Here is a 25,774-nt window from a genome sequence, read left to right as displayed (position 1 = left end):
GCGTCAGACGCGCTCGAGAACGACGGCGATGCCCTGGCCCACGCCGATGCACATGGTGCACAGCGCGTAGCGGCCGCCGGTGGCGTGCAGGCGGTTCACGGCCGTGGTGGCCAGGCGCGCGCCGCTGGCACCCAGCGGGTGGCCCAGGGCAATGGCGCCGCCCCAGGCGTTCACGCGGGCGTCGTCGTCCTTCAGGCCCAGGGCGCGCAGCACGGCCAGGCCCTGTGCGGCAAAGGCTTCGTTGAGCTCGATCACGTCCATCTGGCCAATGGTCAGGCCGGTCTGGGCCAGCACCTTCAAGGTGGCGGGCGTGGGGCCAAAGCCCATGATGCGCGGCGCCACGCCGGCCGTGGCCATGCCCACCACGCGGGCGCGCGGCGTCAGGCCGTACTTGCCGGCGCTGGCCTCGTCGGCCAGCAGCAGGGCGCAGGCGCCGTCGTTCACGCCGCTGGCGTTGCCGGCCGTCACGCTGCCGTCAGGCCGCACCACGCCCTTGAGCTTGGCCAGCGCTTCCAGGCTGGTTTCGCGCGGGTGCTCGTCCTTGTCGACCACGATGGCATCGCCCTTTTTCTGGGGGATGGTCACGGGCGTGATCTCGCGCGCCAGGTGGCCGGCCTTTTGCGCGGCCACGGCGTTGAGCTGGCTGGCCAGGGCCATGCGGTCCTGCGCCTCGCGCTCGATGCCGAACTCCACGGCCACGTTCTCGGCCGTCTCGGGCATGGAGTCCACGCCGTACTTTTCCTTCATCAGCTTGTTGATGAAGCGCCAGCCAATGGTGGTGTCGTACACCGCGTTGTTGCGGCTGAAGGCCGTCTCGGCCTTGGGCATCACGAAGGGGGCGCGGCTCATGCTCTCCACGCCGCCGGCGATCATCAGGCCCGCCTCGCCGGCCTTGATGGCGCGCGCGGCCGAGCCCACGGCGTCGAGCCCCGAACCGCACAGGCGGTTGATGGTGGCGCCGGGCACCTCGATGGGCAGGCCCGCCAGCAGGCTCGCCATGTGCGCCACGTTGCGGTTGTCTTCGCCGGCCTGGTTGGCGCAGCCGTACAGCACGTCGGTCACCGCCGCCCAGTCCACACCGGGGTTGCGCGCCATCAGCGCCTTGAGGGGAATGGCGCCCAGGTCATCGGTGCGCACGCTGGAAAGCGCGCCGCCGTAGCGCCCGAAGGGGGTGCGGATGGCGTCGCAGATGAAGGCTTGCTGGCTCATGGTTCTTGTCTCCTGAGGGGTTTATGAAAGCGGTGATGAAAAAGGCGATCAGGCGGCAGCGAGCAGGGGCAGTCCCACCAGGCGTTCGAGCTCGGCATGCGTGAGCCCGTCCACCGTGTCGATGACCTGCAGCCCTGCTGGCGTGCATGCCAGTGTGCACAGATCGGTGTAGATGCGCTTGACGCAGGCGACACCGGTGAGCGGGTAGCTGCACTGCGCCACCACCTTGCTGGCGCCCTGCTTGGTCAAGAGGTCCATCATCACCCAGGTCTGCTTGGCGCCGATGGCCAGGTCCATGGCGCCGCCCACGGCGGGTATGGCGCCGGGCTCGCCCGTGCTCCAGTTGGCCAGGTCGCCCGTGGCCGACACCTGGAAGGCGCCCAGCACGCAGATGTCGAGGTGGCCGCCGCGCATCATGGCAAAGCTGTCGGCGTGGTGGAAGTAGGCGCCGCCGGGCAGCAGCGTCACGGGCTGCTTGCCGGCGTTGATGAGGTCATAGTCCTCATTGCCCGCGGCCGGTGCCGGGCCCATGCCCAGGATGCCGTTCTCGCTTTGCAGGATGACTTCGCGCCCCGCGGGGATGTGGTTGGCAACCAGCGTCGGCTGGCCGATGCCCAGGTTCACGTAGGCGCCGTCGTGGATGTCCTGCGCCACGCGGCGGGCCAGGTCGTCCTTGCTTCGTTTTTGGTAGCTGGTGGAAGTGGTCATGGTGGTGTGCACTCGGTCCGCTGCTCGTTAAGCCGATTTCTTGATGCCGCCGGCCTGGGTGGCGACCCGGTCGATGCGGACGACATGCGTCACGTGGATGCCCGGCGTGACGATGGCCTCGGGGTCCAGCGCGCCCAGCTCCACCACCTCATGCACCGTGGCGATGGTGGTCTTGGCGGCGGTGGCCATCACGGGGCCGAAGTTGCGCGCCGACATGCGGTAGGTGAGGTTGCCCCAGCGGTCGCCCTTGTCGGCCTTGATGAGGGCCACGTCGCCGTGGATGGGGTACTCCAGCACGTAGTGCTTGCCGTTGATCTCGCGCGTCTCCTTGCCCGCGGCCAGCTCGGTGCCGTAGGCCGTGGGGCAGAAGAAGGCGCCAATTCCGGCACCCGCGGCGCGCAGGCGCTCGGCCAGGTTACCCTGGGGCACCAGCTCCAGCTCCAGCTTGCCGCTGCGGTAGAGCTCGTCGAACACGTAGCTGTCCACCTGGCGCGGAAAGCTGCAGATGATCTTGCGCACCTGCCCGGCCTTGAGCAGCGCGGCCAGGCCGTGGTCGGCATTGCCGGCGTTGTTGTTGACCACCGTGAGGTCGCGCGCGCCCTGGGCGATGAGCCCATCGATCAGCTCGCCGGGAATGCCCGCCGTGCCGAAGCCGCCGATCAGCACCGTGGCGCCATCCTTCACCCCGGCCAGCGCCTGGGCCACCGAGTCCGCAATCTTGTTGATCATCGATCTGCTTTCCTGAGAATGGAGGCAAGCTGCGCGTTCGTTGTCTCGCGCCCGCAACTTCGCCTTGGAAATGTGCCTGCATTTGTTCGCATATAGAACAAATGTTCGCTGAAAGAATTATAGTCACCCTCTCCATGAACACCCAAATCGCGCCCGCCAAAGACCCCAAACCCAGCGACAGCTACGTGCAATCCTTTGCGCGCGGGCTGGAGGTGATCCGCTCGTTCAGCGCCAGCGCGCCGCAGCAGACCTTGAGCGAGGTGGCCGCGCAGACCGGCCTCACGCGCGCCGGCGCGCGCCGCATCCTGCTCACGCTGCAGACGCTCGGTTATGTGGAGACCGATGGCCGGCAGTTCCGCCTCACGCCGCGCATCCTGGACCTGGGCTTTGCCTACCTGTCGTCGCTGCCCATCTGGAACCTGGCCGAGCCGGTGATGGAAGACCTGGTGGAAGAGGTGCGCGAGTCCTCATCGGCCGCCGTGCTCGACGGCCTCGATATCGTCTACGTGCTGCGCGTTCCCACGCACAAGATCATGCGCACCAACCTGGGCGTGGGCTCGCGCCTGCCCGCGTGCTGGACGTCGATGGGCCGCGTGCTGCTGGCCGCCCTGCCCGACGAGGAACTGCAGCAGCGCCTCGAAGCCCACACCCTGCAGCGCTGGACCGAGCACACCGCCACCGACGTGCCCACCCTGCTCGCCCGCATCCGCCAGGCGCGCCAGCAGGGTTGGTGCCTGGTGAACCAGGAGCTGGAGGAGGGCCTGATCTCCATTGCCGCCCCGCTCACCAACCGCACGGGCCAGACCGTGGCCGCGCTCAACATCAGCGGCCAGGCCAACCGCACCAGTGCCGAGGTGATGCAGGAGACCATGCTGCCCGCGCTGCTCAAGGCAGCCCAGCTGATCTCGCGCATGATGGGGGCGCCGCGCGGCTGACCGGCCGCGCCCACCCAAGGAACATCCCATGACCGGGCAGCACCACTACCCGCAACGCCCGCAGACCAGCGCCGCTGCCGCCACGCCGACGGCCTCTGCGAAAGCCCACGGCCGTGCGCTTCGCGGTGAAGTGAGCCGCCCATGAACCACGCCCACCTGCATTGGCCTTCGCTGCGCGGCGGCCTGCTGGCCTTGCTGGCGGCCGCGCTGTTCGGCGTGAGCATGCCGCTGGTGCAGCACTTTGGCGCCGGGCTGGGCGCGTTCACCACTGCGGCCCTGCTGTATGCGGGCGCCGCGGCGGTGGGCGCGGTGTCGCGCCAGCGGGTCGAGCGCGAGGCGCGCCTGCAGCGCAGCGACCTGCCCCGGCTGCTGTCCATGGCCGCTTTTGGCGCGGTGCTGGGCCCCGTGGCCATGGCCTGGGGGCTGCAGCACACCAGCGGCACCGGCGCCTCGCTGATGCTGACGCTGGAGGCGCTGTTCACCGCCCTGCTCGCGCGCCTGCTGTACCAGGAGACCATGGACCGCCGCGTCTGGGCCGCCATGCTCCTGCTGCTGGCCGGGGGCATCGCGCTGGTGCTGGACCAGGGCCAGGCCGGTGGCAGCCAGCTGCTGGGCCTGCTGGCCGTGCTGCTGGCCACGGCGGCCTGGGGTGCGGACAACACGCTCTCGCGCGCGCTGGCCGAGCGCGACCCGGGCCAGGTGGTGCTGGGCAAGGCCTTGCTGGGGGCGAGCGCGACCGCTGTCCTGGCGTTCGTGTCCAGGGATCCGCTGCCCTCTGTCGCCGCGGCGCTGGCACTGCTGGCGGTGGGCGCCACCGGGTATGGGCTGAGCCTGCGCTTTTACCTGCTGGCCCAGCGGGCCTTTGGCGCCGCGCGCACGGGCTCGGTGTTCGCGTTTGCGCCCTTCATCGGCGCGGCCCTGGCCATGGGCCTGGGCGACCGCAGCGGCAGTTGGGCCATGGTGGTGGGCGGCGTGCTGATGGTGCTGGGCGTGCTGCTGCACCTGATGGAGTCGCACAGCCACGAACACCAGCACGAGGCCCTGGAGCACGAGCATGCCCACCGCCACGACGACGGGCACCACGACCACAGCCATGCGGTGATGCCGCAGGGCCCGCACAGCCACCCCCACGTGCATGCACCGCTGCGCCACGCCCATGCCCATGTGCCGGACGCCCACCACCGGCACGGGCACTGAGCGTTTCGTCCAATATGTCACGCAAACGCGGCCTGCCTCGCCGCGCAAGCGCTTGTGGACCGCCAGCCCCGCGTATCGTCCCGCCAGCACCACCCTGAGCGAGCGACGAGCATGACCACCTCCCTGGCCCCCGCCCCTCTGCTGCAGCAGCAGCCACGCCGAAACGGGCAGCGCACCCTGTTCGGCCTGCTCTGCGCCCTGGCCCTGCTGCCGCTGGCCGCGCCCACCCAGGCCCAGCCCGAACAGGAGATGCAACAGCATCGCTTTCGCGTGATGCCGACGCCACAGGCGCAAGCACAACAGGCAGAGCAGGAGCGCCTACAGGCATTGCGGGCGAGAGTGGATGCGATGGTCAAAGCCACGGATACGCAACCGCAGAGACTGCTTCCGCGCGTGCTCACCTGGCAGGTGCGCGGGGCGGCCACGCCCATCGAGCTGCGCCGCCTGGACGTGCAGGCCACCATCGTCGGGCGCACGGCGGCCACGCGCATCGAGCTGGAGCTGTTCAACCCCAATGCGCGCGTGCTCGAAGCGCAGCTGCAGTTCCCCCTGGCCGAGGGGCAGAGCGTGACGGGCTTTGCGCTCGACATCGACGGCGAGCTGCGCCCTGCGGTGCCGGTCGAGAAGGCCAAAGGCCGCCAGGTCTTCGAGGACATCACACGCGCCCGCGTGGACCCGGCGCTGCTCGAATCGGTGGGCGGCAACCACCACCGCCTGCGCGTCTACCCGCTGCCCGCGTTGGGTAGCCGGCGCGTGGTGCTGGAGCTGAGCGAGGTGCTGCCCAATGCCGCCGCACCGGTATGGCGCCTGCCGCTGGGCCTGCAGGCGCCGGCCACACGGCTCGATGTATCGGTGCGCGTGGCGGGCATGGCGCCGGGCGCTGTGAAGGCCCAGCTGGGCACGCTGGGCATGCCGGCGCGCGCCGAGGGGGCGGACACGCGCATTGCCCTGGTGGGCGCGCAGAACAGCCGGGGCGAGGAGCTGCGCGTGGAACTGCCTGCACCGTCGTCCACCTGGTTCTCCAGGCCCCAGCCTCTGGTGGCGACGCAGCGCTTCGACGGCGCCAGTTATTTCTATGCCGAGGTGCCCGTGGCCGCACGCAGTGCCGAGCGCGCACGGCCCGAGCGCGTGGGCCTGGTGTGGGACGCCTCGGGCTCGGGCGCGGCGCGCGACCATGCACGCGAGTTCGCGCTGCTGGACGGCTGGCTGCGCCGCCTGGGCACGGTGGAGGTGCTGCTGCAGCCCGTGCGCGACGTGGCCGGGCCCATCGAACGCTTTGCCGTGCAGGGCGGCAACTGGTCTGCGCTGCGCGACCGGCTCAAGGGCATGGCCTACGACGGCGCCACCCAGGCCGCCGCACTGCGCGCGCCCGAGGGCGTGCAGATGGCCCTGGTCTTCAGCGACGGCCTGGGCAACTGGGGCGCGGGCACAGACCCCACCGCCCTGCCCGCGCAGCCCGTGCCCACCTATGCCCTGGCCGCCAGCGCCGGCAGCAACGCCGCCGCGCTGCGCCGCATGGCCGAGGCCAGCGGTGGTAACTACCTGGACCTGCTGACCGTGTCCACCACCCAGGCACTCGATGCGCTGGCCCGGCAGGCACCGCGCGTGGAGGTGGCAGCCAGCGAGGGCGCCGACGATGTGGAGCTGGCCTCGGCCCTGCCCGAGCAGGGCCGCATCGCGCTGGCAGGGCGCTTCACCGGGCCCGAGGCCATCGTCACGCTGCAGTGGCCCCTGCCCGGGGGCCGCAGCGAAACGCGCAGCCTGCGCATCCAGGCCCCCACCGCCGACGCGCCAGCCGAGCTGGCCACCGGCGTGGCCGCCCACCGCTGGGCCGCGCTGCGCATGGCGCGGCTCGAAGCCGAAGGCGAGCGCCAGCGCGCCGCCGCGCGGCGCCTGGGCCAGGCGTTCCGCATCGCCAGCCGCGAGACCTCGCTCATCGTGCTCGAAACGGTGCAGGACTACGCGCGCCACGACATCGAGCCCCCGCCCGCGCTGCGCGCCCGCTGGGCCCAGCTGCGCACCGACACCGCCGGCCGCGAAGCCGCCACCCGCGCCCAGCACCTGGACCGCATTGCGCGCCAGTTCGACGAGAAGCAGGCCTGGTGGGACAAGGACTTCCCCAAGGACGACATGCCGCCCAAGCAGCCTCTGCAGGAGCAGTCGCGTGGCGGCGTGGTGGACAAGTCTGCCGTGCCGCCACCACCAGCGCCTGCGCGCACGGCGATTCGGGACGCATCCGGCAAGATACTGAGCATCTCGGGCCCAGCAAAACCAAGCCCAATGACGGGCTCCAGGGGCCTCGCACGAGAATCTCCCGCCGAGGCCGCGCCGATGGCTGCGTCTGCATTGCCCGCCCCTGCCGCCTCCATCCAGCTGCGCGCCTGGCAGCCCGACGCGCCCTACCTGCGCCGCCTGCGCGCGGCCGGCTCGGTGCAAGACATGGAGGCCATCTACCTCGACGAGCGCCCCTCGCACACCCACAGCACGGCCTTCTTCCTCGACGTGGCCGACCTGCTGTACGAGCGCGGCCACAGCGCCCTGGCGCGGCGCGTGCTCTCGAACCTGGCCGAGATGGAGCTGGAAAACCGCCACGTGCTGCGCATCCTGGCCTACCGCCTGCTGCAGGCGGGCGACACCGCCGTGGCCCTGCCCGTGCTGCGCAGCGTGCTGGAGCTGGCCCCTGACGAGCCGCAGTCCTGGCGCGACCTGGGCCTGGCCCTGGCCAAGGCGGGGCAGCACCAGGCCGCGGTGGACCAGCTGTGGCAGGTGGTGGCCAAGCCCTGGGCCGGGCGCTTCCCCGGCGTGGAGCTGATCGCGCTGGCCGAGCTGAACACGATCGCGGCGCAGGCCCAGGCCGCAGGCCAGCCCGTGAACACCAGCGCCGTGGACCCGCGCCTGCTGCGCAACCTGCCGCTGGACCTGCGCGCCGTGCTGGCCTGGGACGCCGACAACACCGACATCGACCTGTATGTGGTGGACCCGAATGGCGAGGAGGCCTACTTCGGCCACCGCCTCACCTACCAGGGCGGGCGCATGTCGGCCGACTTCACCGGCGGCTACGGCCCCGAGGAGTTTTCACTGAAGAACGCCAAGCCCGGCACCTACACCGTGCGCGCCCGCTTCTACGGCCACAACCAGCAGGTCGTGGCCCCGGCCACCACGCTGATGCTGCGCCTGTCCACCGGCTTCGGCACGCCCGCGCAGAAGGACCAGGACGTGGTGCTGCGGCTCACGGGCCGGGGGGATGTGGTGACGGTGGGGAGTTTTACGATAGCGCCGCGGCCGTGAGGGCGGCAGGGGGCGATGCCACCAGCGCCAGAAGGCCAGCCCCCGTTCGGCGATTGGCCATGGGCACATGCCTCCGATGGCGCGCACTGCCCGCGCCTTGCTGCACTGCCCGCCTGGGTGATTGCCCGTGCGATCAACCGGGGGGCGGAGCCTCCCGAAGCGTCCACCCCAGCAAGTCCTTGAAGTCGCCAAAGCACGCTTCGCAAATCCAGCGGTAGTGATCGAGGGAGGCATACCCCACCTGCAGGGCGCCCTGGGTCTTGAGCGAGAACTCCGCACCACAAAACTCGCAGTGGTCATGCTCCCAGTCTGCTCGGTACGCTTGGTACCCCTTCCTCTGGAGCACGGCGCCTTGCAGGTATTTCTCTTGTCCTTGCAGGCGCCAGTCATTCGAATCAACGGTCATTTGCACCTCCCTCGCTTCAGTTTCCTTGGGCATCGCTCGACGACCTCCATGCACCAGCAGCGGGACCAGGGAATGCCGTGCTTCATGAAAACCCGCGCTCATGGTGCCCTATGGCCTCCTCCAGCGAATCGAACCACACGCAGCGCTCACGCGGCGGAACTTCGATGAAGAGTTCGGCGAATTGCCTGGCGAATCCCTCGTTCGGATTCACCCCCAGCGGCAGCCGGAAAAAATCCGCGCTCTGAACGGCAAATTGGTCCTTTGTCAGGTCACGCAGGCACGCATACCGGACAGCCGATGCATTGTCGATGGTCTTCCAGACCATGATTTCCATGAAAAGCCCATCCACGGCCCACCCCTGTTGAATGCAATCCAGCGATTGTGGGGGTCACGGGGAAGGAAGCAAAAGAGGGGGCAAAAAGCGCTGCGCCCGCCGATGGCGGGCGCGTGGCACGAAGCCCATGAGGGGAGGAAGGCACGCCTCAGCTGCGCTTGAACCCCAGCACCAGCACCACCGCGCCCAGCGCCATGGCGCCCACGCTCAGCCACTGGGGCACGTTGACGGCCTCTTTCTCCTGCACCTTGAGCTCCAGCGGGCCGAGCTTGGCCTGGGTGGTTTCCTTGGTGAAGCTGAAGCCGCCGGTGAAGAAGCCGGCCAGGCCGGCCACCAGCAGCAGGGCCCCGATGATGCGCATTGCGTTGTTCGAGTTCATGGCAGTTTCCTTGGTGGTTTGGTTGGTTTGTCTTGTCTTGGGATGTAGCGCGGGGTGACCAACTGTGTGCATCCCCCGCGGCTCCAATGTAGGTTCGGCCCCGGGGCACTTCCGTAGGACGGATTCGCACCGCCCTGTGCAGCAAATTCGCCAGCGCGCCCGCACCCACACCCGTGCGTGGGCACCCCGGCGCCCCCAAAAACCGCGTGCCTGGCGCTGGTAATTTGGCGCTACCACTTGTCACGCCAGGCTGCTAGATTGGGCCGATGACGTCCCTTCCAGGCCCCCGCTCGCCGGGCCTCGCGGTACTCTTTTTTGCGTGCTGCGCGGCCATCACGGCAACCACCACCACTGCCGCCACGGATGACAACGCCGTGGTGTTCACCCTGTACCGCAACAGTGCCGTCAACGGCACCTTGCGCATGCATGTCGCCACCTTCGATGCGGCCGATGGCCGGGCCTACAACCAGGCCAACTGCCACAACGTGGCCGAGCTGTTCGAGGGCCAGCCGGGCGTGAAGACCCGTTTCTGGTGCGAACCAGGCCGGTTCAAGGCGCGGTAGGCAGGCAGGCAAGCCGCCCTGTACAGCCCTGGCGGCGCTCCCCTGCATACATACCCCCGCGCCCCACCCCGGCACGCGCTGCGTGCTACCCTGCGGGCCATCATGTTCAACCCGTCCCAAGCCGACGTGCGCCGCTTTCTCTGCGGGGTGCACGCCAAGTCACAGGCCGGTGCACCCATGGAGGCCATCGAGACCCTGGCCAGCCTGTGGATCGCCGAGCACCCCGAGTACCACGCCGATTTCTCCGATGCCGAGGCCGCCGTGGCCCGCAACTACGACGAGACGCCCGACCGCACCAACCCGTTTTTGCACCTGTCGATGCACCTGTCGATCAGCGAGCAGTGCAGCATCGACCAGCCGCGCGGCATTCGCCAGGCGGTGGAGCTGCTGGCCAAGCGCCTCGATTCGCTGCACGACGCCCACCACGCCACCATGGAGTGCCTGGGCCAGATGCTGTGGGAGAGCCAGCGCTCGGGCCGCCCGCCCGATGGCGACGCCTACATCGCCGCCGTGCAGCGCCGCGCCACGCGCGATTGAGCTGAGGCACGGCACCAGCGGCAAACGCGGCACCAGCAACACCAGCGGCACCATCGCCAACGGCCATTTTTGGAGACCCCGCTGCGGGACCTGCACCCCCCCATGCTCCACTACCTGTTCCATGCATCCACGGTCCCATGGCAAGACCAGTTGCTGTATGCCGGCCTCATCGTCGCGATCATTGCCCTGGTTTTTGGGGGCCTGTGGTGGCGCAAACGCGCGGCACGCCCCCGGCAGGGCGACTTTGCCGCCCTGGCGGAGCAAGGCAACGTGGCGCAGGCGCTGGCCGCGCAGGCCGCAGCCAGCCCGCTGCAAGATGCGGCAGAGGCATGGCAGCAGACCCAAGTCACCCTGGAGAACGCCAAGTCCGGCGTGCAGCGGGTGCTGGCCTTGCTGCTGGCGCTGCTCAGCGGCCTGCTGTGTGCCATCAGCGTGTCCGCCGTGATCAGCTATGCCTGGAAGTTCCCCGCGGTGGATTGGGGCCTGTTGGCCTTCTACGCGGTGCTCGGCGCTGTGTGCGCCTGGTTCACCCGCGTGCAATGGCGGGATTTTCGCGGGCGCTGATAGACAGACGAGACCGGCGCGCCCTATGCCATGGGCCGGGCCGGGCGGCGCTTGCTTGTGGCACCAGGGCGCCCCCTTCTGAAACGGCCCCCCATGCAAAAAGCCCGCGGTTGCGGGCTTTTTTTATTATCTTGTGGGGCGCTTTGCAGCCCAATCAGCGGAAGCGCGATTGCGGCACCGTGTGCATGTCGCCTTCCAGGCTGCTCAGGTAGTTGGCCAGGGCCTTGAGCTCGGCGTTGGTGAACTGCTTGGCCACGCCGCCCATGACGGCGTTGCTGCGGCCCACGTTGGCGTTCTTCTCGGCCTTGTACGACTTGAGCGCCACGAACAGGTAGTCTGCGTGCTGGCCTGCGATGTGGGGGTACGAGGGGTCGATGGGCTTGGCGAAGTTGTCGCCGTGGCACGAAACGCAGGCGCCCTTCTTGAGCAGCTCGGCCACCTGGGCGCTGGGCTCGCGCGTGGGCCTGGCGGGCAGTTGCTTGTCGGTCTTGCCGTGCTGGGCGTAGTAGGCGGCCACGTCGGCGATGTCCTGGTCGGTCAGCGAGTCGGCAATGCCGCGCATGGTGGGGTGCTTGCGGTCGCCCTTGCGGTAAGCGTCGAGTGCGGAGGCGATATAGGCGCCGCTTTGGCCCGAGATCATGGGCACCTTGTGAATTTCAGGAAAGCTGGCCTGGTAGCCAACAATGCCATGGCAGCCGATGCACATGGCGATCTTCTTTTCACCTGCCTTCACATCGCCCTTGGTCTCCTGGGCGTGGGACAGAGCCGTCACGGAAGCGACAGCCAGGGCAAATATCGTGGTCAACGTCTTGTTCATTTTGCGCGCACAATCTCGTGGAAGTTCAACTCAACGGCTCTGCTTAACCCGCGGATTATAGCCAGCGCCTGTCAAGCCCATTCATCAACGATCCGGTGTTTTCCCTGCCATGAAATTCCAAGGTTCCCAGAATTACGTTGCCACCCAAGACCTGATGCTGGCCGTGAATGCCGCCATCACCCTGCAGCGCCCGCTGCTCATCAAGGGCGAGCCGGGCACCGGCAAGACCATGCTGGCCGAAGAGGTGGCGAAGGCGCTGGACATGCCGCTCCTGCAGTGGCACATCAAGTCCACCACCAAGGCCCAGCAGGGCCTGTACGAGTACGACGCCGTGAGCCGCCTGCGCGACAGCCAGTTGAACGACGGCGACAGCGCCGAGCGCGTGAAGGACATCCGCAACTACATCGTGCAGGGCGTGCTGTGGCAGGCCTTCACGGCCGACCGCCCCGTGGCCCTGCTCATCGACGAGATCGACAAGGCCGACATCGAATTCCCGAACGACCTGCTGCGCGAAATCGACCGCATGGAGTTCTACTGCTACGAAACGCGCGAGCTCATCCGCGCCAAGCACCGGCCGCTGGTGTTCATCACCTCCAACAACGAGAAGGAACTGCCCGACGCCTTCTTGCGCCGCTGCTTCTTCCACTTCATCAAGTTCCCTGAAGCCGACACCATGCGCCAGATCATTGGCGTGCACTTCCCCACGCTCAAGGGCGACTTGCTCAGCGTGGCGATGAAGACCTTCTACGACGTGCGCAACCTGCCGGGCCTCAAGAAGAAGCCCTCCACCAGCGAACTGCTCGACTGGCTCAAGCTGCTGGTGGCCGAGGACATTCCGCTCAGCGCCCTGCAAAGCGCCGACAACAAGGTGGCCGTGCCCCCGCTGGTGGGCGCGCTGCTCAAGAACGAGCAGGACGTGAGCCTGTTCGAAAAACTGGTGTTCATGAACCAAAGGAACCGTTGAACGGGCCGCCATGAGCCAGCCCACCCCGCCCACCACCCCCTCGCTCATCGACGGCGTGGCCGACGCCATCGGCTTTGTCGGCGGCGCGCTGGCCGGCTTCTGGCTGGGCCAGCTCGCGGGCTTCGACATCTTTGCCCCGGGCTACGGCACCAAGGCCCTGCTCGGCATTGCCCTGGTGGGCCTGGGCGGCGGCCTGGGCCTGCACGCCGCTCGGCGCTGGCAACAGCAGCGGCGCCAGAAGCTGCTGGCTGAACAAGCGCAACAGCAGCCCCCGCAGCAACCGCCCGCCAAGAAGAAGAAATAACCGCCATGAGCAGCAGCAGCCCCCAGCCCGCCCCCTTCGTGCAAGCCGTCACCCTGCGCGACCACGGCCTGCGCCTGGAGCCCCTGGCCCTGGGCCATGAAGAGGGCCTGAAGGCCGCCGCGGCCGACGGTGAACTGTGGAAGCTGCGCGTGACCTCGGTGCCCGAGCCCCAGGCCACGCGCGCCTACATCGAAACGGCGCTGGCCACACGCGACCGCTTTGCCTTTGCCGTGATCGACGAGGCCACCGGCACCGTGCTGGGCACCAGCAGCTACCACGACATCCTGCCGGCCGTGAAGCGCGTGGAGATTGGCTACACCTGGTACCGCCAGAGCGCGCAGCGCAGCCATGTGAACACCACCTGCAAATTGCTGCTGCTGGGCCACGCCTTCGACACCCTGGGCTGCAACGTGGTGGGCTGGCGCACCGACAACTACAACTTCGCATCGCAGCGCGCCATCGAGCGCCTGGGCGCACACAAGGACGGCGTGATCCGCGGCCACGCCCTGCGCCGCGACGGCACCATCCGCGACACCGTGATGTACAGCATGCGCGCCGGCGAATGGGCCGAGGCCCGCGCCCAGCTCATGTACCTGCGCGCACGCCGCGAGACGGCCTGACCCAGCCTGACCCTGCCTGACCGAGGAGGCACCCCACCATGCTCATCGACTTCTTCTACACCCTGCGCGCGGCCAAGCTGCCCGTGTCGGTCAAGGAATACCTCACCCTGCTCGAAGCGCTGGACGCCGGCGTGGTGGGCCCCCGGTCGGACGACGCGTGGAGCCTGGACGATTTTTACAACCTCTCGCGCCTGACCCTGGTGAAGGACGAGAAGCACTACGACAAGTTCGACCGGGCCTTTGGCGCCTACTTCAAGGGCGTGGAAATGCTGGCCGACTTCACCAAGGAAGTGCCCGCCGACTGGCTGCGCAAGATTCTGGAAAACGAGCTGACGCCCGAACAAAAGGCCGCCATCGAAAAGATGGGCTGGGACGAGCTGATGGAGACGCTCAAGAAGCGCCTCGAAGAGCAGAAAGAACGCCACGAGGGCGGCAACAAGTGGATAGGCACGGGCGGCACCAGCCCCTTTGGCCACGGCGGCTACAACCCCCAGGGCGTGCGCATTGGCGGCGCCGGCAAGAACAAAAGCGCCGTGAAGGTGTGGGAGCAGCGCGCCTACAAAGACTACGACGACCAGCAAGAGCTGGGCACCCGCAACATCAAGGTCGCGCTGCGCCGCCTGCGCAAGTTTGCGCGCGAAGGCAACGACCTGGAACTGGACCTGCCCGACACCATACGCAGCACGGCCGCCAACGCCGGCTACCTGGACATCAAGATGGTGCCCGAGCGCCACAACAACGTGAAGGTGCTGCTGCTCATGGACGTGGGCGGCACCATGGACGAACACGTGCAGCGCGTGGAAGAACTCTTCAGCGCCGTCAAGGGCGAGTTCAAGCACCTGGAGTTTTATTACTTCCACAACTGCGTGTACGACTTCATGTGGAAGAACAACCGCCGCCGCTTTGCCGAGAAGTTCCCCACCTGGGACATCATCCGCAAGTACAACAAGGACTACAAGCTGATCTTCGTGGGCGACGCCACCATGAGCCCGTATGAGATCCTGCAGCCCGGCGGCAGCGTGGAATACAACAACGAAGAACCCGGCGCCGAATGGATCCAGCGCCTGACCCACGCCTTCCCCAAGTTCGCCTGGATCAACCCCGAGCCCCAGGGCGTGTGGCAGTACCGGCAAAGCATCAGCATCATCCAGCAGCTGGTGGGCAACCGGATGTATCCGCTGTCGCTCAAGGGGTTGGAAGAGACGATGCGGTTGTTGTCGAAGTGATGGGGGGCGGGGCGCAGGCCCTGCCCTAGCACCTGCCATCTCCCCCCAGCCCGCCCTGCGCTCAGGCGGGCGCCGCGGCCGCCCCACGGGGCAATGCCGCAACCACCCGCTGCGCCAGCGCCTCGATGCCCTCTGCGCTCAGGTCGTCGGCCGGCACCACCTGCCGGCCTGCCCAGGCCTTGAAGTACGCACGCTGCGACCGCGCATACGAGGGGTCGTAATGCAGCGTGGCCAGTGCCTCGAACAGCTGGGGCAACTGGCGCGCGTGGGCCATGGCCTGCCAGGCGGCAATGGTGGCGTTGCCGTGCAGGGGCTTGAGCGGGTCGAGCTGGTCCGCCAGCCACTGCGGGCGCTCGCCCAGGTAGGCGTAGTCGCGCAGCAGGTACTCCACACGCGATGCGGTGCTGGCCTGCAGTTCGATGCAGGGGCTGGCGCGCATGCGCTCGGCCAGCGGCGTGGGCAGGGTGAGCCGACCGATGCGGCGGCCTTCGCCCTCCACATACAGCGGGCGCGCGGCGTCCACGCGCTCCAGCACGCTGGCAATGGCGGTTTCGAATGCGGTTTGCGAAGGCTGCTCCACCCCCGGCAGCGCACCGAGCAGCGAGCCCTTGTGCCGGGCCAGGCCCTCCAGGTCCAGCACCTGCTGGCCCTGGGCCGCCAGGGTGTGCAGCAGCCGCGTCTTGGCGCTGCCGGTGGCGCCGCACACCACCACCAGGGGCAGGCCGGGCGCGCGCTGGTCGATGGTGTCGATGACATGGCGCCGCCAGGCCTTGTAGCCGCCCGCCAGTTGCTGTGCGTCCCACCCCACCAGGCGCAGCCAGGCGGTCATGGAGCCGCTGCGCAGGCCGCCGCGCCAGCAGTAGACCAGCGGCTTCCAGCCGGGCGGCTTGTCGGCCAGCGGGCCCTGCAGATGGCGCGCCAGGTTGGCGGCCACCATGGCCCCGCCCACGCGCCGCGCCTCGAACGCGCCGACCTGCTTGTACAGGGTGCCCACGATGCGGCGCTCCTCGTTGCCCAGCACCGGCAGGTTGATGGCGCCGGGAACGTGGTCGATGGCGAACTCGGCCGGGCTGCGCGCGTCGATCAGCGTGTCGAAGGCGTGCCGGTCGTGCACGCGCGTGGGCTCCTTCATGGCGCCACCGTGAGGCGGGTGGCGGGGCGGCCAGCCGCTGGCCCGCCGTCGCCGCCCGCGGCCAGCGCTTCCATGCGGCCCACCACCGCGGCATCGGCAAAGCCCTGCTCGCGAAAGGTGCGCAGCACCGCATCAACCGCGTGCGGCGCGCAGCTCACCAGCAGGCCGCCGCTGGTCTGCGGGTCGGTGAGCAGGGCCTGGGCGTGCGCGGGCAGGCCCGGGGCCAGCGCCACCTCGGCGCCATAGCCCTCCCAGTTGCGGCGCGATGCGCCGGTGACGGTGCCCTGCGCGGCCCAGGCCTGCACGCCCGGCAACAGCGGCAGGCGCTGCCACTCCAGCACCGCGTGCAGGTTGCCGGCGCCGCGCGCCATCTCCAGCGTGTGGCCGGCAATGCCGAAGCCGGTCACATCGGTCAGCGCGTGCACGCCGTCCAGCTCGGCCAGCGCCATGCCGGGGGTGTTCAGGCTCGTGGTGGTGTCCACCAGGCAGGCGTAGCCGGCATCGTCGAGCAGGCCCTTCTTGAGCGCGGCAGACAGCACGCCCACGCCCAGCGGCTTGCCCAGCACCAGCACATCGCCGGCGCGCGCATCGCGGTTGCGGCGCACGCGCGCAGGGTGCACCAGGCCCAGCACCACCAGGCCGTAGATGGGCTCCACCGAGTCGATGGTGTGGCCCCCGGCAATGGGAATGCCCGCCGCGCGGCACACCGACTGCCCGCCTTCGAGCACGCGCCCGATCACCTCCACCGGCAGCTGGTTGACCGGCATGGCCACAATGGCCAGCGCCATGATGGGGCGCCCGCCCATGGCATACACATCGCTGATGGCATTGGTCGCCGCAATGCGCCCAAAATCGAACGCATCGTCCACGATGGGCATGAAGAAATCGGTGGTGGCAATGAGCGCCTGTTCATCGTTGAGCTGGTACACCGCGGCATCGTCGGCCGTCTCGATGCCCACCAGCAACTCCGGGGGCAACAGCATGCCCGCCGCCCCGCTGCCGCGCAGGATCTCGGAGAGCACGCCCGGGGCAATCTTGCAGCCGCAGCCGCCGCCGTGGGAGAACTGGGTGAGGCGGATGGGGGCGGGGGTAGTTGTGGTCGTCATGGGGAAGTGGGGGCGTCGGGCTTGCTGCGCCTATTGTGGCGCCTGTGCTCTGGCGCTCAACCTGTGCAATGCGCGCGCGCCTTCCCGCCGCAAGGGTCAGAGTGCAACCCGGTACGCCACCTCCTGCAGCGGATAGCCTGTGAGATGGCTGGTCGTGCGCACCGCGCCGCTGGCCCGAAACCCACACGCCTCGTACAGCCGCCGCGCGGCCGCGTTGCTGTGGAGGCACCACAGCTCGACCAAGGCGACTCCTGGCTGCGCCCGGGCATCCATCAACGCCTGTTGCACCAACTGCTGGCCCGCCCCCCTGCGCCAGTGCAGGGGGTGCACATTCAGCGCCCACAGCTCCATGGTGGATGAAGGGCTCGCCACCACCGCATACCGCGGCTTGCCCACGATGGAAAAGGCCACCGGCTGGCCCTCCACATCATCGTCTACCACGCGCAGCGTGAAGGGCGGCGGCTCTGCACCCAGCGCCGCACGCAGCCCGTCCAGATTCGCGCCAGGGTCCAGCGCATCGAGGTACACATCGGGCATGGCGCCACGGTAGGCCGCCTGCCAGGCCGCCACGCGGATGGCGCCGATGGAGGCTGCGTCGTCGGGGGTGGCGGTGCGGATGGGCATGGGGGTTGAATCAAAAGAGATGAGGGGCCGCGGACAACAGGAAACCCCACGTTATCGGAGCCCAAGGGCGAGGCAGCCTACTCGTTTTCTTCAATGGGTACGGCCTCCCCTCCCAAGACTCTACAGACAGGCTGCGGTGCGGAATGCCACAACGAAGAACCCGGTGCCTCATGAATTCAGCGCGTGGCCCACGCCTTCCCCAAGCTCGCTTGGATCAACACCGAGCCGCTGGGGCGTGGCAATGCCGGCAGCGCATCAGCATCATCCAGCAGTTGATGGGGGACCGGATGTATCTACTGTTGCTGGAGTTGGAGGAGACGATTCGGGTGTTGCCGAGGTAAGTGGTGAGGACGGCGACGGCAAATCTTCTGGCGTCAGTGCAGCGTCATCGTGTTGCGTGATCTCTTCCTGATTCGACGGCACCACAAATTCGCATGCGAACTCAAAAGTTAGATTGATCTTCCCCGCAGCCTCCCCATCAGCCTTAACCGAGAACGCTGTTCCCGCCTGCCGCTGCTGAAATCGCATTGTCTTGACACACTCTTCGGGCAGCACCAAGTAGCGGCTTTGCAGCCTTGAAACCGAATATACCTTTACATCGTTGACCAAGGCGTGCAGGCCGCGCTCGGGGATATCTGGCGGGCGAATGTCGAAGCCAGCAGCGACCTCACCATCTTCAGGAAGACGGTATGGCGCCAGATAGTCAGCACGTCTGCCTGAGGCAACCAATATGATCGGCGTCCACCCCTTGGCAACGACCGCGGCGATCCTACCTTTAAGGTCAGCGTAAAACGCATCGGCTCGATCATCCCGCACAGGCTCTATACCGAGCTTCCGCTGCAGTTTTTCCACGGCAACAGCGAATGCACGGTGCGCCGTGTATTCACTGAACAAACGCACGAGGTGGTCGTCCAATGTCTCATGCTGCGGACTGGTAAAGATCAGTTTAGAAACTCTCTCGAAGCTCAGGGTAGCGGCTTCAACCTCATCATCTGTAGGTAAGAAATCCTTGGTCGCGGCGATAGGAAACGCTGCGCCCTCATCGTTGGTAAATACGTGTGCGTGAACCTGTTGTGCCAGTTCAATCAGACGTGCCGGATCGAGCTGCGCGTCATTGATGGTCGCTTCGTGCGCAGTGGATGCGGCATTGGCAGCTTCTCCGCAAACGGTTGCAGCGCCCTCGACAGCAACATCTGCCGCCCCGCTGCGGCCAAGGATCGCTCGCAGCTTCTCGACAATCACAAAATGCATGCCGAATTCCTCTCTGCGAAGTTCAGCTGCGATAGATTCGAAGTGTCGCTGTACGCGACCAAGCCGTTGGAGGTTTTCGCTCCATCCGTCCACCAGTCTCTTGAATGCTCGAAGCTGGTCATGATTTCCGGCCACTAACGCCGCTAGGTATATAGCTTGTCCGCGAATCAGCGAGTCGACATCTTCGGAGCCGACCAACAAGTATGTGCGGCCAGAGGTCCAAGTCTCGCGGGTATCGGAGCGATACGTTTGCACAATTTTGTCAAGGCGATTGGAATAGGCACGGTCAGAAAATTGAGAGCGAGCCAATTGAGCCGCCGCAGATCCCGCGTCGTGGTGCAGATCAGAATCAACAGTGCCGCCCTCGTCATAACCCTGTCCGCTTAGAAGGGCGCCGACGATTTCGACGCACAACGACTCTTCTGGTTGATCCATAGCAGTCGCGCTCTCAAGCAGAACCAGCGCAACCACCATGCACACGTCAGACCAGTACCTCTGCAGTGTTATCGAAAGGAGTCTAGTGGCGGCATCCTCTGCTTGAGGGCCTTCCGGTAGATCCGGAATACGCACCTTGGCCTCGTCCCAATTCAACTCGGCGAGCGCCAGAGTGAACTCGGTCCACCCTGGCTCGGGTCCACGGTGGTCCAACTTAAATTCATGCTGGCGCCTACTCCACCACTTGATCAACGAGACCTCAAAGCGTCTCGCAGCCTCGGCATCGCCCCGTGCCACAGCAGACAATAGCACTCGGGCCGTCTCGTCGAGGTGTGCAGCGTAGACTCTTACGCGCGTGGCATGGGCTCTCCACAGCTCATAGCCATGCAGTTCCACGTCCTTGCCGATACTGACGTGGATGGACTCCCAGGATCCGACCCATTCCTGCAACGCCTCTCGATACACCGTGCGCAGTGGGGCTGATAGAAGACGAGGGGCATGAGCCTGCAAGGTGGGCTCTGTAGCAGCATGGCGGCTCCACCAAAGGCTCAGGTGGTACATCAGCAGCGTAGATGGCAGCATCAACGGCACTAGTACCCCCTCAGGCTGCTCCCCTGCTCTGTGTGTAAGCCTTCCGGATAGAGCTGCAGTTCGCAGGAAAAAGCGGGCGTCGTCCACCAGCGCTCCAACCGCTGCTTCTGCGACAAGGCGATACGAACTCATCCAATCACGGAGCATGGGACGAGAGCCCCATCCATAGGGATCGCTGAGGAGGGATACGCTATCGAGCGAACCGTCACTCGAACGAACTCGGGCCGCGCGCAACAAACCTGTATGGACGGCCACCAGGTCATCCAAAGCTTGCCGAAAACCAGAATCACGCCGGAGTTCGGCCTGTGCCGACGCTTCCTGGCTCAATTCATTCATGACTTCAAGGGAAGTGAAGGGCATAGCCGATACCTCCGGTCGAACGAACTGGTATGACGCACGAATAGCGAGAGCTGCCAACCTGTTTGGCGGTTCGGCGTCACGCACACGGTACAACACATGCTCCTCAGCAGGATCGTTTGGCGTGCATGGCAGTTCGAGCAACGGAGAGCCATCCCTGACTGACTTCGCTGCAAGCGTCCACCGGCTAATGGCCCAACCGAGAGGCTTGAAATGAACGTCTTGAAGCTCTTTGGGCACCGAGAAACAACGGTACGAAACCGCGCGCCCTTCGCTCATCGGAAACAAGTAAACCTTTGGTTTGAGACTGTTCTCCGACAGACTATCTCCGGGAACCCAGCCTCGCTTCTGAGCGTTTTGCAGCAGCAGGCCCTTTGCATAGGCCTGCACCTCCCGTGGCAGGGTGACGCACTGCGTGAGCCACTGCAAGGTCCGCACTCGACGTTCATCCTGCAGGTATCGCGCGGTGCACGCCAAAAACCAGGCTGTGAGAAACAGGTTAATAGCGAGCCAAGCGATGTTGGCAACCATCAACGCCTGCACGTTGAGTATCGAGATCCAAGGCAACACCAAGTACTGGAGTGTCATCAAGACCAATAAAGCAAACGAACTGGCTACCGAAAGCTTTGCGCCAGTTTCTAATAAGTAAGCGGTCAGCGCTACTCGAGCAGTTGCCCGTCGTTGAAGCAGGAAGGTCACAAACGAGATGACCAGGGGATAGACAAGTGCAACAACAGTTGCTTGAACAGACCAAGCGGTCCCGAAATAGCTCAACTGGTCAGACTGCTCCCACTCAATCAGCGGCAGACATTCGTAATCAACCAAAACACCCACTGACACCGCTATGGATGTCCAAATGAGGGTAGCTACCACTAAAAATTTCCATGGGCTTTCGGTCGCGCCAAGCACGACGCGCTCGAACCAAGTGCTCTTCTGGAGATCAGCAGCAGACTCCTTCCATGGACGCAAAAACTGCTCGACATGCCAGGAAAGCGAGCCCAGCCAACGTCGCGGAGTGATGGCAAACAGGCCCCGCAGCACTGCATCTAGCATTTGATCGACTAGCTTTGTCATACTCCCCCCAATTGAAGCCAGAGGAGCTTAACAGGCAGCTAACTTTGCAGTTCGCTATTGGAAGTTCGTAGCCTGATGGGGGCGACCGCTTGCGCGGTCGTTGCGGTCTGAATTGAAGACGTCGAACGAGGTAGCTCGGATCGACAAAAAAGGGGGGAGAAAATGGCCTACGTCGTGGTCTGCATTGCTACTCGCTGGGGCAGCGCCCTTGGTGGCATCAACGTATTCAATACAGGTTTAACGCAGGGTTTTGCGAGCATCCTGCCGAAACCTGGCCAGTGCTTTTGCGTGGTGGAGGAGGTGCCACCAACTGAGCCAGACACCAAGGCTAAGCTACTGAGACCCGAAAAATGGGACTTGGTTTCCATCACAGATCTCGTTTTCAAGCAAGTCGAGGAGCTGTCACTGAGAGACATTGAAGAGATTCTCGTTATCGGCCACGACATTCATACTGGCACTTTGGCAATTGAGTGTGCGAAGCAGCTGAAAGGCCGATGGCCGCGCAGCATGCAAGTGCGGTCGGCGGTGATCAGCCACATGTCCTACATCGAGTACGCCCGCCGTAAAGGTCAAGCACTCACCGAAGTCTTGAACAAGTCGCGTGACCAACGCGAGATTGTCGCGAACTCTGACCACGCCTTCGCTGTGGGACCACTTCTTGCGAACAGCTTCCAGAGCGCTCGTAGCGAGCACAACGATCGTGTGATCGCCTTAACCCCAGGCGCAGCGGATATCCAACCCGAGCCTGAGAAAAAAAATTCGCTCACGTTCTACGTCGGCGGTCGACTTGGCTTGGAAGACGACACGATCAAAAACGGTGTGCTAAGTGTCCGGGCCGTCATCGCCGCTTACGAATCCATGCGCAAGACTGGACAGACAAGCCGCTGGACAACGCGTGGCAATTTCTACGCCTGCGGCGTGGACCCTGCGAAGGATGAGGATCTTTTAAATCTGCTGAAGAGGGAAGCACTGCAAGATGCGAAGTTCGTCATTGAGGCTATCCCGTTTTCAGAAAGACAGGATGAGGTGTACGAGCATCTGGCCCGATCCGATGTTGCGATCATGCCGTCATGGCACGAGGGTTTTGGTCTCACAGGTTGGGAGGCGATCTGCGCCGGCGTGCCGCTAGTGTGCTCAAGCCAGTCGGGACTCGCATTGCTGATTGATCAATTGCGAACAACTCTAGCGGACGCCGACTTTCTCAGCGTCGAGGCAGTTCAATTGTCCGGTGGGGCACCCGCAGGTATGCCCAACCCATCCGATGTGGACGCTCTGTCCGTCGCGCTACAAAAGGTAGTTGAGGACTACCCAGCGCGGAAAAAGGCCGCACTCGCGCTCGCGTTGCGAATTCAACGGCACTTCACATGGGAGCGATGTGCAAAAGAATTGATCGCGCCATTCAAATGGCCATGGGCGGATTCTGCGGATTGGCATCAACGCCAAAAGGCAGCCGAGCTTGCCGTGAAGTTTGGCGACAGCGTGGCCAGCGCGGGCGTTGTACTCGAGGCCCTAGCCGCTTGCCGAGCAGGGAAGGTTGAGCAAAACTGGGCTTTGGTGTGCTCAGCTCTTAACTACTTCAGCGACGTAAGCGGCAAGGCAACGATGCGAGAGCTTCGCACGCTGAAAGACGATCTACTGGCCATCGGCAGCGCAGTTGAGGCCTCTCTGAATACGCGGGCAACACACGGCGCTTCCCAGATCGCGGATACCGTCTTCTTGGATCTAAGCTGGCGATACCTCGCTGCAGCATCGAAAATTGCCAAGACATTCAGCGATTTTGTATCAACGCTATCTAGCCAGATGTGCAAAGCCATATTCAACGATGGCTTCCTGCGACGCGAGTTGTTGTTCTATGTCTGCCGCTTTTCTTACGAATTCGAAAGTGGCGCTGACGAGTTGGCGGTGAGCTTTCTATCGCCATTACGCCAGTACCTGAAAGTAGATGCGGCCTTGGTTATCCGTATTGCACGACTAACTGCGGTTCATCCTGGCCTCCGCCAACTCATGCCCATCGAGGGTAACACTGCATTTGAGGCTGAGATTAGTCGATGTGAGCGTGCACTCATGCGGCCTTTCGACAGCAGACGTGCCCTTGAAGACTCGCCGGACCTGGCACCGGCGATGCTAGCCATTTCTAGCCTAAAGCCTGATATCTCGCGGCAGTCTATTGACCAACCGATAGGATTCTTCAGAGATTTAAGCCATAAGAATGCGATAACTCGCGCATGGCGTGGAGATAAGCGCCTCGTCGCAGGTATGGTAACGGTTGCGCTGCCATGCGAAAAGATTGAAGCCGTACTTGAAGCAATGGCAAACGACGAGGAAGAGGCGATTCGCTGGGCTGCGCTCAATCTAGCATTTTCGCCCACTTTGCGAGCGCGGCTGCATGCCCTAGAAACTGACTTGAGCGGAGAAAGTAAGCTTTGCGCCAGTCTAGGACGCATCGTGGACATGGCCGTAAGCAAAGATGATGGCCATCCGTGGCTTATGCGCGAATTCATCAATCACTATCGCGATGAACTCGCCGCGCCTCGCGATCAGCACCAACAACTCACTCGTTTTACGCTGACGGATTTCCCTGTTTCACGCGAGTTGTTCGGCCCTGCAATAACAACAGAACTCAGCCGGTTTTCCCGGACGATGCACCCTGAAGTCGAAGACGCAAGGACTCGGGCAGCAGGCAGCGTCAAGCGTGTATTGCTTGTACTGCCCCCGATCTCCGTCGCCCCTACTGGACGAGCGGCATCGAAAACCAGCACACCGCCGCTCGGTCTAGGCCTCCTCGCCACCCACCTGTCTCGACTCGGGCACGACGTGCATCTAGTGGATTGCCATCGATTTCCAGAGCTTGCTGATGAAATCGTCAGCCGTGCGAAGACCTTTGACCTAATCGGCTTCAACACAGTATTCAGCACTGTCAGGTCTACACGCCAAATGTTGACCCAGATCCGTGCAGCGACGCAGCGGCCCGTTTTGGTGGTTGGAGGACCGGCAGCGAATCTCGATGGGTGGCGCTTTTCTGCCCTAGAGGAAAACGATCTAACGAACTGGGACTTTGCCATCTCCAACGATGCAGTCAGAAACTTGCAGTTGCTTGTGGATGCGCTCAAGTCGCCAGATCCGTGGCCGGCGAGCGAGGGGTTGGTGATAAACCCCCGAAGCACAATCATTACGCTAAGGGATGTCGCAGACCCCAATTCGAGCGCTTCGAGTGAAGGGAACAATCTTACAAGAGACGAGGGCTGGATGAAGGTCAATGTGGATCGCCGCCTCTATTCGGGGCCTAGTGGTCAGTACGAACCAGCTCGAACTCGCAACATGAAGGGAGGCGTCCACGAGGCACACATCGTGATGTCCAAAGGTTGCGATTGGAGTTGCAGTTTCTGTACGGAGCGGCGCCCCCTCAGCCATGGTGAGCGGCGGCGCGACGTCGAGTCAGTTCTTGATGAGGTTAGCCAACTAGCCAAGCGGTACCGCGACCTTCGCATCCAGTTTATCGACGACAACTTGCTGCCCCAGATCGCCTCACCTTATAACAGCAGCGGTGTTCGGCAGGAGGAGGGCAAGGCCTGGGCAGTTAGGTTTCTTGCGGGGTTGAAAGAGATTCGCGACGAACTTGACGGAAAGCTTAGCTGGCGGGGCATATTTCGCTTGGAAGACTTCGCCGCATACGAGGCGTTCGGGGAGACGGGTGGCTTCGTGCGCGTACTTGCTGAAGCGGGCTGCAACATGCTGGCGTTCGGCGTTGAATCCGGAGACGCCGACAACCGATACTCCCTCAAGGCCGGGGGCCGAGAGTTCACGAACGCTGCGATCCAACAACTCTTCAAACGCCTTCGGAGCGCCAATATCTTCACCAAAGCATATTTCATCATAGGCGGACACAAAGAAACCGCTCAGTCTACTGAGCGCACCATCTCCTTCGCCATGGAATCCGGGGCCAGTCTGGCGTACTTCGCGCTCTATAAGGATTTCGTTGATGCGCAGAAAGAACTACGCAAAGTTCGGAAGATCGGGCATCCCGTGACGGCAAGCCTGCTTGACTACGACCAATTGCTGGCTGGATGGGACGACGCTTTCTCGACTATCAGCAAAGCTACCAATTTAAAGACGGCGCGCAAATTAGTTGAACCCGCAAACGCCATTGAGCGTCATGTCTATAAAAAGCTTGCCAAAATGGGGTTTAGGTTCGATGACCTTGTGAAGTACAACGACTATCACGCACAAGAAGGATATGCCAAGGAACGCCTGGAAAGTGTCACTTGGCAGCATCCAAACGAGTTCTTTGGATTGGTAGAAAAAGCGTATCGAAAATTCTACCTGCGGCCTGAATTTGTCGAGGACTTCAGGGAGCTGGTCGCTGCCGGATACTAGGTTTTTTATCCGCACCACTGAATGGCGATGCGCGGTAGCGCCCTATCGAT

Annotated in this window: 22 protein-coding genes; 11 read left to right on the top strand and 11 right to left on the bottom strand. The window is 64.7% G+C overall.

What is annotated here, in order from left to right:
* Window positions 1-3 precede the first annotated feature (3 nt).
* Genes pcaF through AC3WOH_RS21615 form a run of 3 tightly spaced genes read right to left on the bottom strand, consistent with a single transcriptional unit; the run spans window position 4 to window position 2,646 of the window.
* The gene (pcaF, locus tag AC3WOH_RS21625) at window positions 4-1,209 is read right to left on the bottom strand and encodes a 3-oxoadipyl-CoA thiolase (RefSeq protein ID WP_492231389.1); all 1,206 of its coding nucleotides are present in this window, start codon (window positions 1,207-1,209) and stop codon (window positions 4-6) included.
* A 48-nt stretch (window positions 1,210-1,257) separates the two neighbouring features.
* Window positions 1,258-1,917 (bottom strand): 3-oxoacid CoA-transferase subunit B, encoded by a 660-nt coding sequence (locus AC3WOH_RS21620; protein WP_492231388.1) that lies wholly within the window; start codon window positions 1,915-1,917, stop codon window positions 1,258-1,260.
* 27 nt (window positions 1,918-1,944) lie between these two features.
* Entirely contained in the window at window positions 1,945-2,646 is a 702-nt protein-coding gene (locus AC3WOH_RS21615) for a 3-oxoacid CoA-transferase subunit A (protein ID WP_492231387.1), read from the bottom strand.
* A gap of 134 nt (window positions 2,647-2,780) precedes the next feature.
* Here AC3WOH_RS21615 and AC3WOH_RS21610 point away from each other — a divergent pair, with 134 nt between their 5' ends.
* The 3 genes from AC3WOH_RS21610 (at window position 2,781) to AC3WOH_RS21600 (ending at window position 8,066) form a co-directional block, all read left to right on the top strand.
* Window positions 2,781-3,581 (top strand): IclR family transcriptional regulator, encoded by an 801-nt coding sequence (locus AC3WOH_RS21610; RefSeq protein WP_492231386.1) that lies wholly within the window; start codon window positions 2,781-2,783, stop codon window positions 3,579-3,581.
* 141 nt (window positions 3,582-3,722) lie between these two features.
* Window positions 3,723-4,778, top strand: a complete 1,056-nt coding sequence (locus AC3WOH_RS21605) for a DMT family transporter (RefSeq protein ID WP_492231384.1) — start codon at window positions 3,723-3,725, stop codon at window positions 4,776-4,778.
* Between the two features lie 111 nt (window positions 4,779-4,889).
* Window positions 4,890-8,066, top strand: a complete 3,177-nt coding sequence (locus AC3WOH_RS21600; RefSeq protein WP_492231383.1) for a DUF2135 domain-containing protein — start codon at window positions 4,890-4,892, stop codon at window positions 8,064-8,066.
* A gap of 133 nt (window positions 8,067-8,199) precedes the next feature.
* Here AC3WOH_RS21600 and AC3WOH_RS21595 read toward each other — a convergent pair whose 3' ends face one another.
* From AC3WOH_RS21595 to AC3WOH_RS21585, 3 genes are all read right to left on the bottom strand, one after another.
* Window positions 8,200-8,472, bottom strand: a complete 273-nt coding sequence (locus AC3WOH_RS21595; protein ID WP_492231382.1) for a hypothetical protein — start codon at window positions 8,470-8,472, stop codon at window positions 8,200-8,202.
* Between the two features lie 82 nt (window positions 8,473-8,554).
* Window positions 8,555-8,806: a hypothetical protein gene (locus tag AC3WOH_RS21590; protein WP_492231381.1), complete on the bottom strand. Its 252-nt coding sequence runs from the start codon at window positions 8,804-8,806 to the stop codon at window positions 8,555-8,557.
* Between the two features lie 148 nt (window positions 8,807-8,954).
* Window positions 8,955-9,185, bottom strand: a complete 231-nt coding sequence (locus AC3WOH_RS21585; protein ID WP_492231380.1) for a hypothetical protein — start codon at window positions 9,183-9,185, stop codon at window positions 8,955-8,957.
* A gap of 266 nt (window positions 9,186-9,451) precedes the next feature.
* Between AC3WOH_RS21585 and AC3WOH_RS21580 the strand changes: the two genes are divergently transcribed.
* The 3 genes from AC3WOH_RS21580 (at window position 9,452) to AC3WOH_RS21570 (ending at window position 10,849) form a co-directional block, all read left to right on the top strand.
* Window positions 9,452-9,748, top strand: coding sequence for a hypothetical protein (locus AC3WOH_RS21580; protein WP_492231379.1), 297 nt, complete (start codon window positions 9,452-9,454; stop codon window positions 9,746-9,748).
* 102 nt (window positions 9,749-9,850) lie between these two features.
* The gene (locus AC3WOH_RS21575; RefSeq protein ID WP_492231378.1) at window positions 9,851-10,285 is read left to right on the top strand and encodes a DUF1841 family protein; all 435 of its coding nucleotides are present in this window, start codon (window positions 9,851-9,853) and stop codon (window positions 10,283-10,285) included.
* A gap of 102 nt (window positions 10,286-10,387) precedes the next feature.
* Window positions 10,388-10,849: a hypothetical protein gene (locus AC3WOH_RS21570; protein ID WP_492231377.1), complete on the top strand. Its 462-nt coding sequence runs from the start codon at window positions 10,388-10,390 to the stop codon at window positions 10,847-10,849.
* A 154-nt stretch (window positions 10,850-11,003) separates the two neighbouring features.
* Here the strand turns inward: AC3WOH_RS21570 and AC3WOH_RS21565 are convergent, their stop codons facing one another.
* Window positions 11,004-11,666 carry a c-type cytochrome gene (locus tag AC3WOH_RS21565; protein WP_492231376.1) on the bottom strand — a complete coding sequence of 221 codons (663 nt, stop codon included), beginning with the start codon at window positions 11,664-11,666 and terminating at the stop codon, window positions 11,004-11,006.
* Window positions 11,667-11,775: 109 nt separating this feature from the next.
* Between AC3WOH_RS21565 and AC3WOH_RS21560 the strand changes: the two genes are divergently transcribed.
* The 4 genes from AC3WOH_RS21560 to AC3WOH_RS21545 are packed head-to-tail and all read left to right on the top strand — an operon-like array spanning window position 11,776 to window position 14,780.
* Entirely contained in the window at window positions 11,776-12,630 is an 855-nt protein-coding gene (locus AC3WOH_RS21560; protein ID WP_492231375.1) for an AAA family ATPase, read from the top strand.
* A 10-nt stretch (window positions 12,631-12,640) separates the two neighbouring features.
* Window positions 12,641-12,934, top strand: coding sequence for a hypothetical protein (locus tag AC3WOH_RS21555; RefSeq protein ID WP_492231373.1), 294 nt, complete (start codon window positions 12,641-12,643; stop codon window positions 12,932-12,934).
* 5 nt (window positions 12,935-12,939) lie between these two features.
* Entirely contained in the window at window positions 12,940-13,554 is a 615-nt protein-coding gene (locus tag AC3WOH_RS21550) for a GNAT family N-acetyltransferase (protein ID WP_492231371.1), read from the top strand.
* Window positions 13,555-13,592: 38 nt separating this feature from the next.
* On the top strand, window positions 13,593-14,780 hold the full coding sequence (locus AC3WOH_RS21545) for a vWA domain-containing protein (RefSeq protein WP_409961780.1): 1,188 nt from the start codon (window positions 13,593-13,595) through the stop codon (window positions 14,778-14,780).
* 61 nt (window positions 14,781-14,841) lie between these two features.
* Here the strand turns inward: AC3WOH_RS21545 and mnmH are convergent, their stop codons facing one another.
* The 4 genes from mnmH to AC3WOH_RS21525 form a co-directional block, all read right to left on the bottom strand.
* On the bottom strand, window positions 14,842-15,912 hold the full coding sequence (mnmH, locus tag AC3WOH_RS21540) for a tRNA 2-selenouridine(34) synthase MnmH (protein ID WP_492231370.1): 1,071 nt from the start codon (window positions 15,910-15,912) through the stop codon (window positions 14,842-14,844).
* On the bottom strand, window positions 15,909-17,018 hold the full coding sequence (selD, locus tag AC3WOH_RS21535; RefSeq protein WP_492231369.1) for a selenide, water dikinase SelD: 1,110 nt from the start codon (window positions 17,016-17,018) through the stop codon (window positions 15,909-15,911). Before selD ends, mnmH begins: the two co-directional genes overlap by 4 nt.
* A 96-nt stretch (window positions 17,019-17,114) precedes the next feature.
* A complete protein-coding gene (locus AC3WOH_RS21530) occupies window positions 17,115-17,642 on the bottom strand; it encodes a GNAT family N-acetyltransferase (RefSeq protein WP_492231368.1) in 528 nt (175 codons plus the stop codon).
* 261 nt (window positions 17,643-17,903) lie between these two features.
* Window positions 17,904-21,350 carry a hypothetical protein gene (locus tag AC3WOH_RS21525; RefSeq protein WP_492231367.1) on the bottom strand — a complete coding sequence of 1,149 codons (3,447 nt, stop codon included), beginning with the start codon at window positions 21,348-21,350 and terminating at the stop codon, window positions 17,904-17,906.
* Between the two features lie 162 nt (window positions 21,351-21,512).
* Between AC3WOH_RS21525 and AC3WOH_RS21520 the strand changes: the two genes are divergently transcribed.
* On the top strand, window positions 21,513-25,724 hold the full coding sequence (locus AC3WOH_RS21520) for a radical SAM protein (RefSeq protein WP_492231366.1): 4,212 nt from the start codon (window positions 21,513-21,515) through the stop codon (window positions 25,722-25,724).
* Window positions 25,725-25,774 lie beyond the last annotated feature (50 nt).

The sequence above is a fragment of the Acidovorax sp. FW305-C-20-28 genome, from assembly GCF_058783375.1.
The sequence above is the reverse complement of the archived record's forward strand: the minus strand, read 5'-3'. Positions and strand labels throughout refer to the sequence as shown.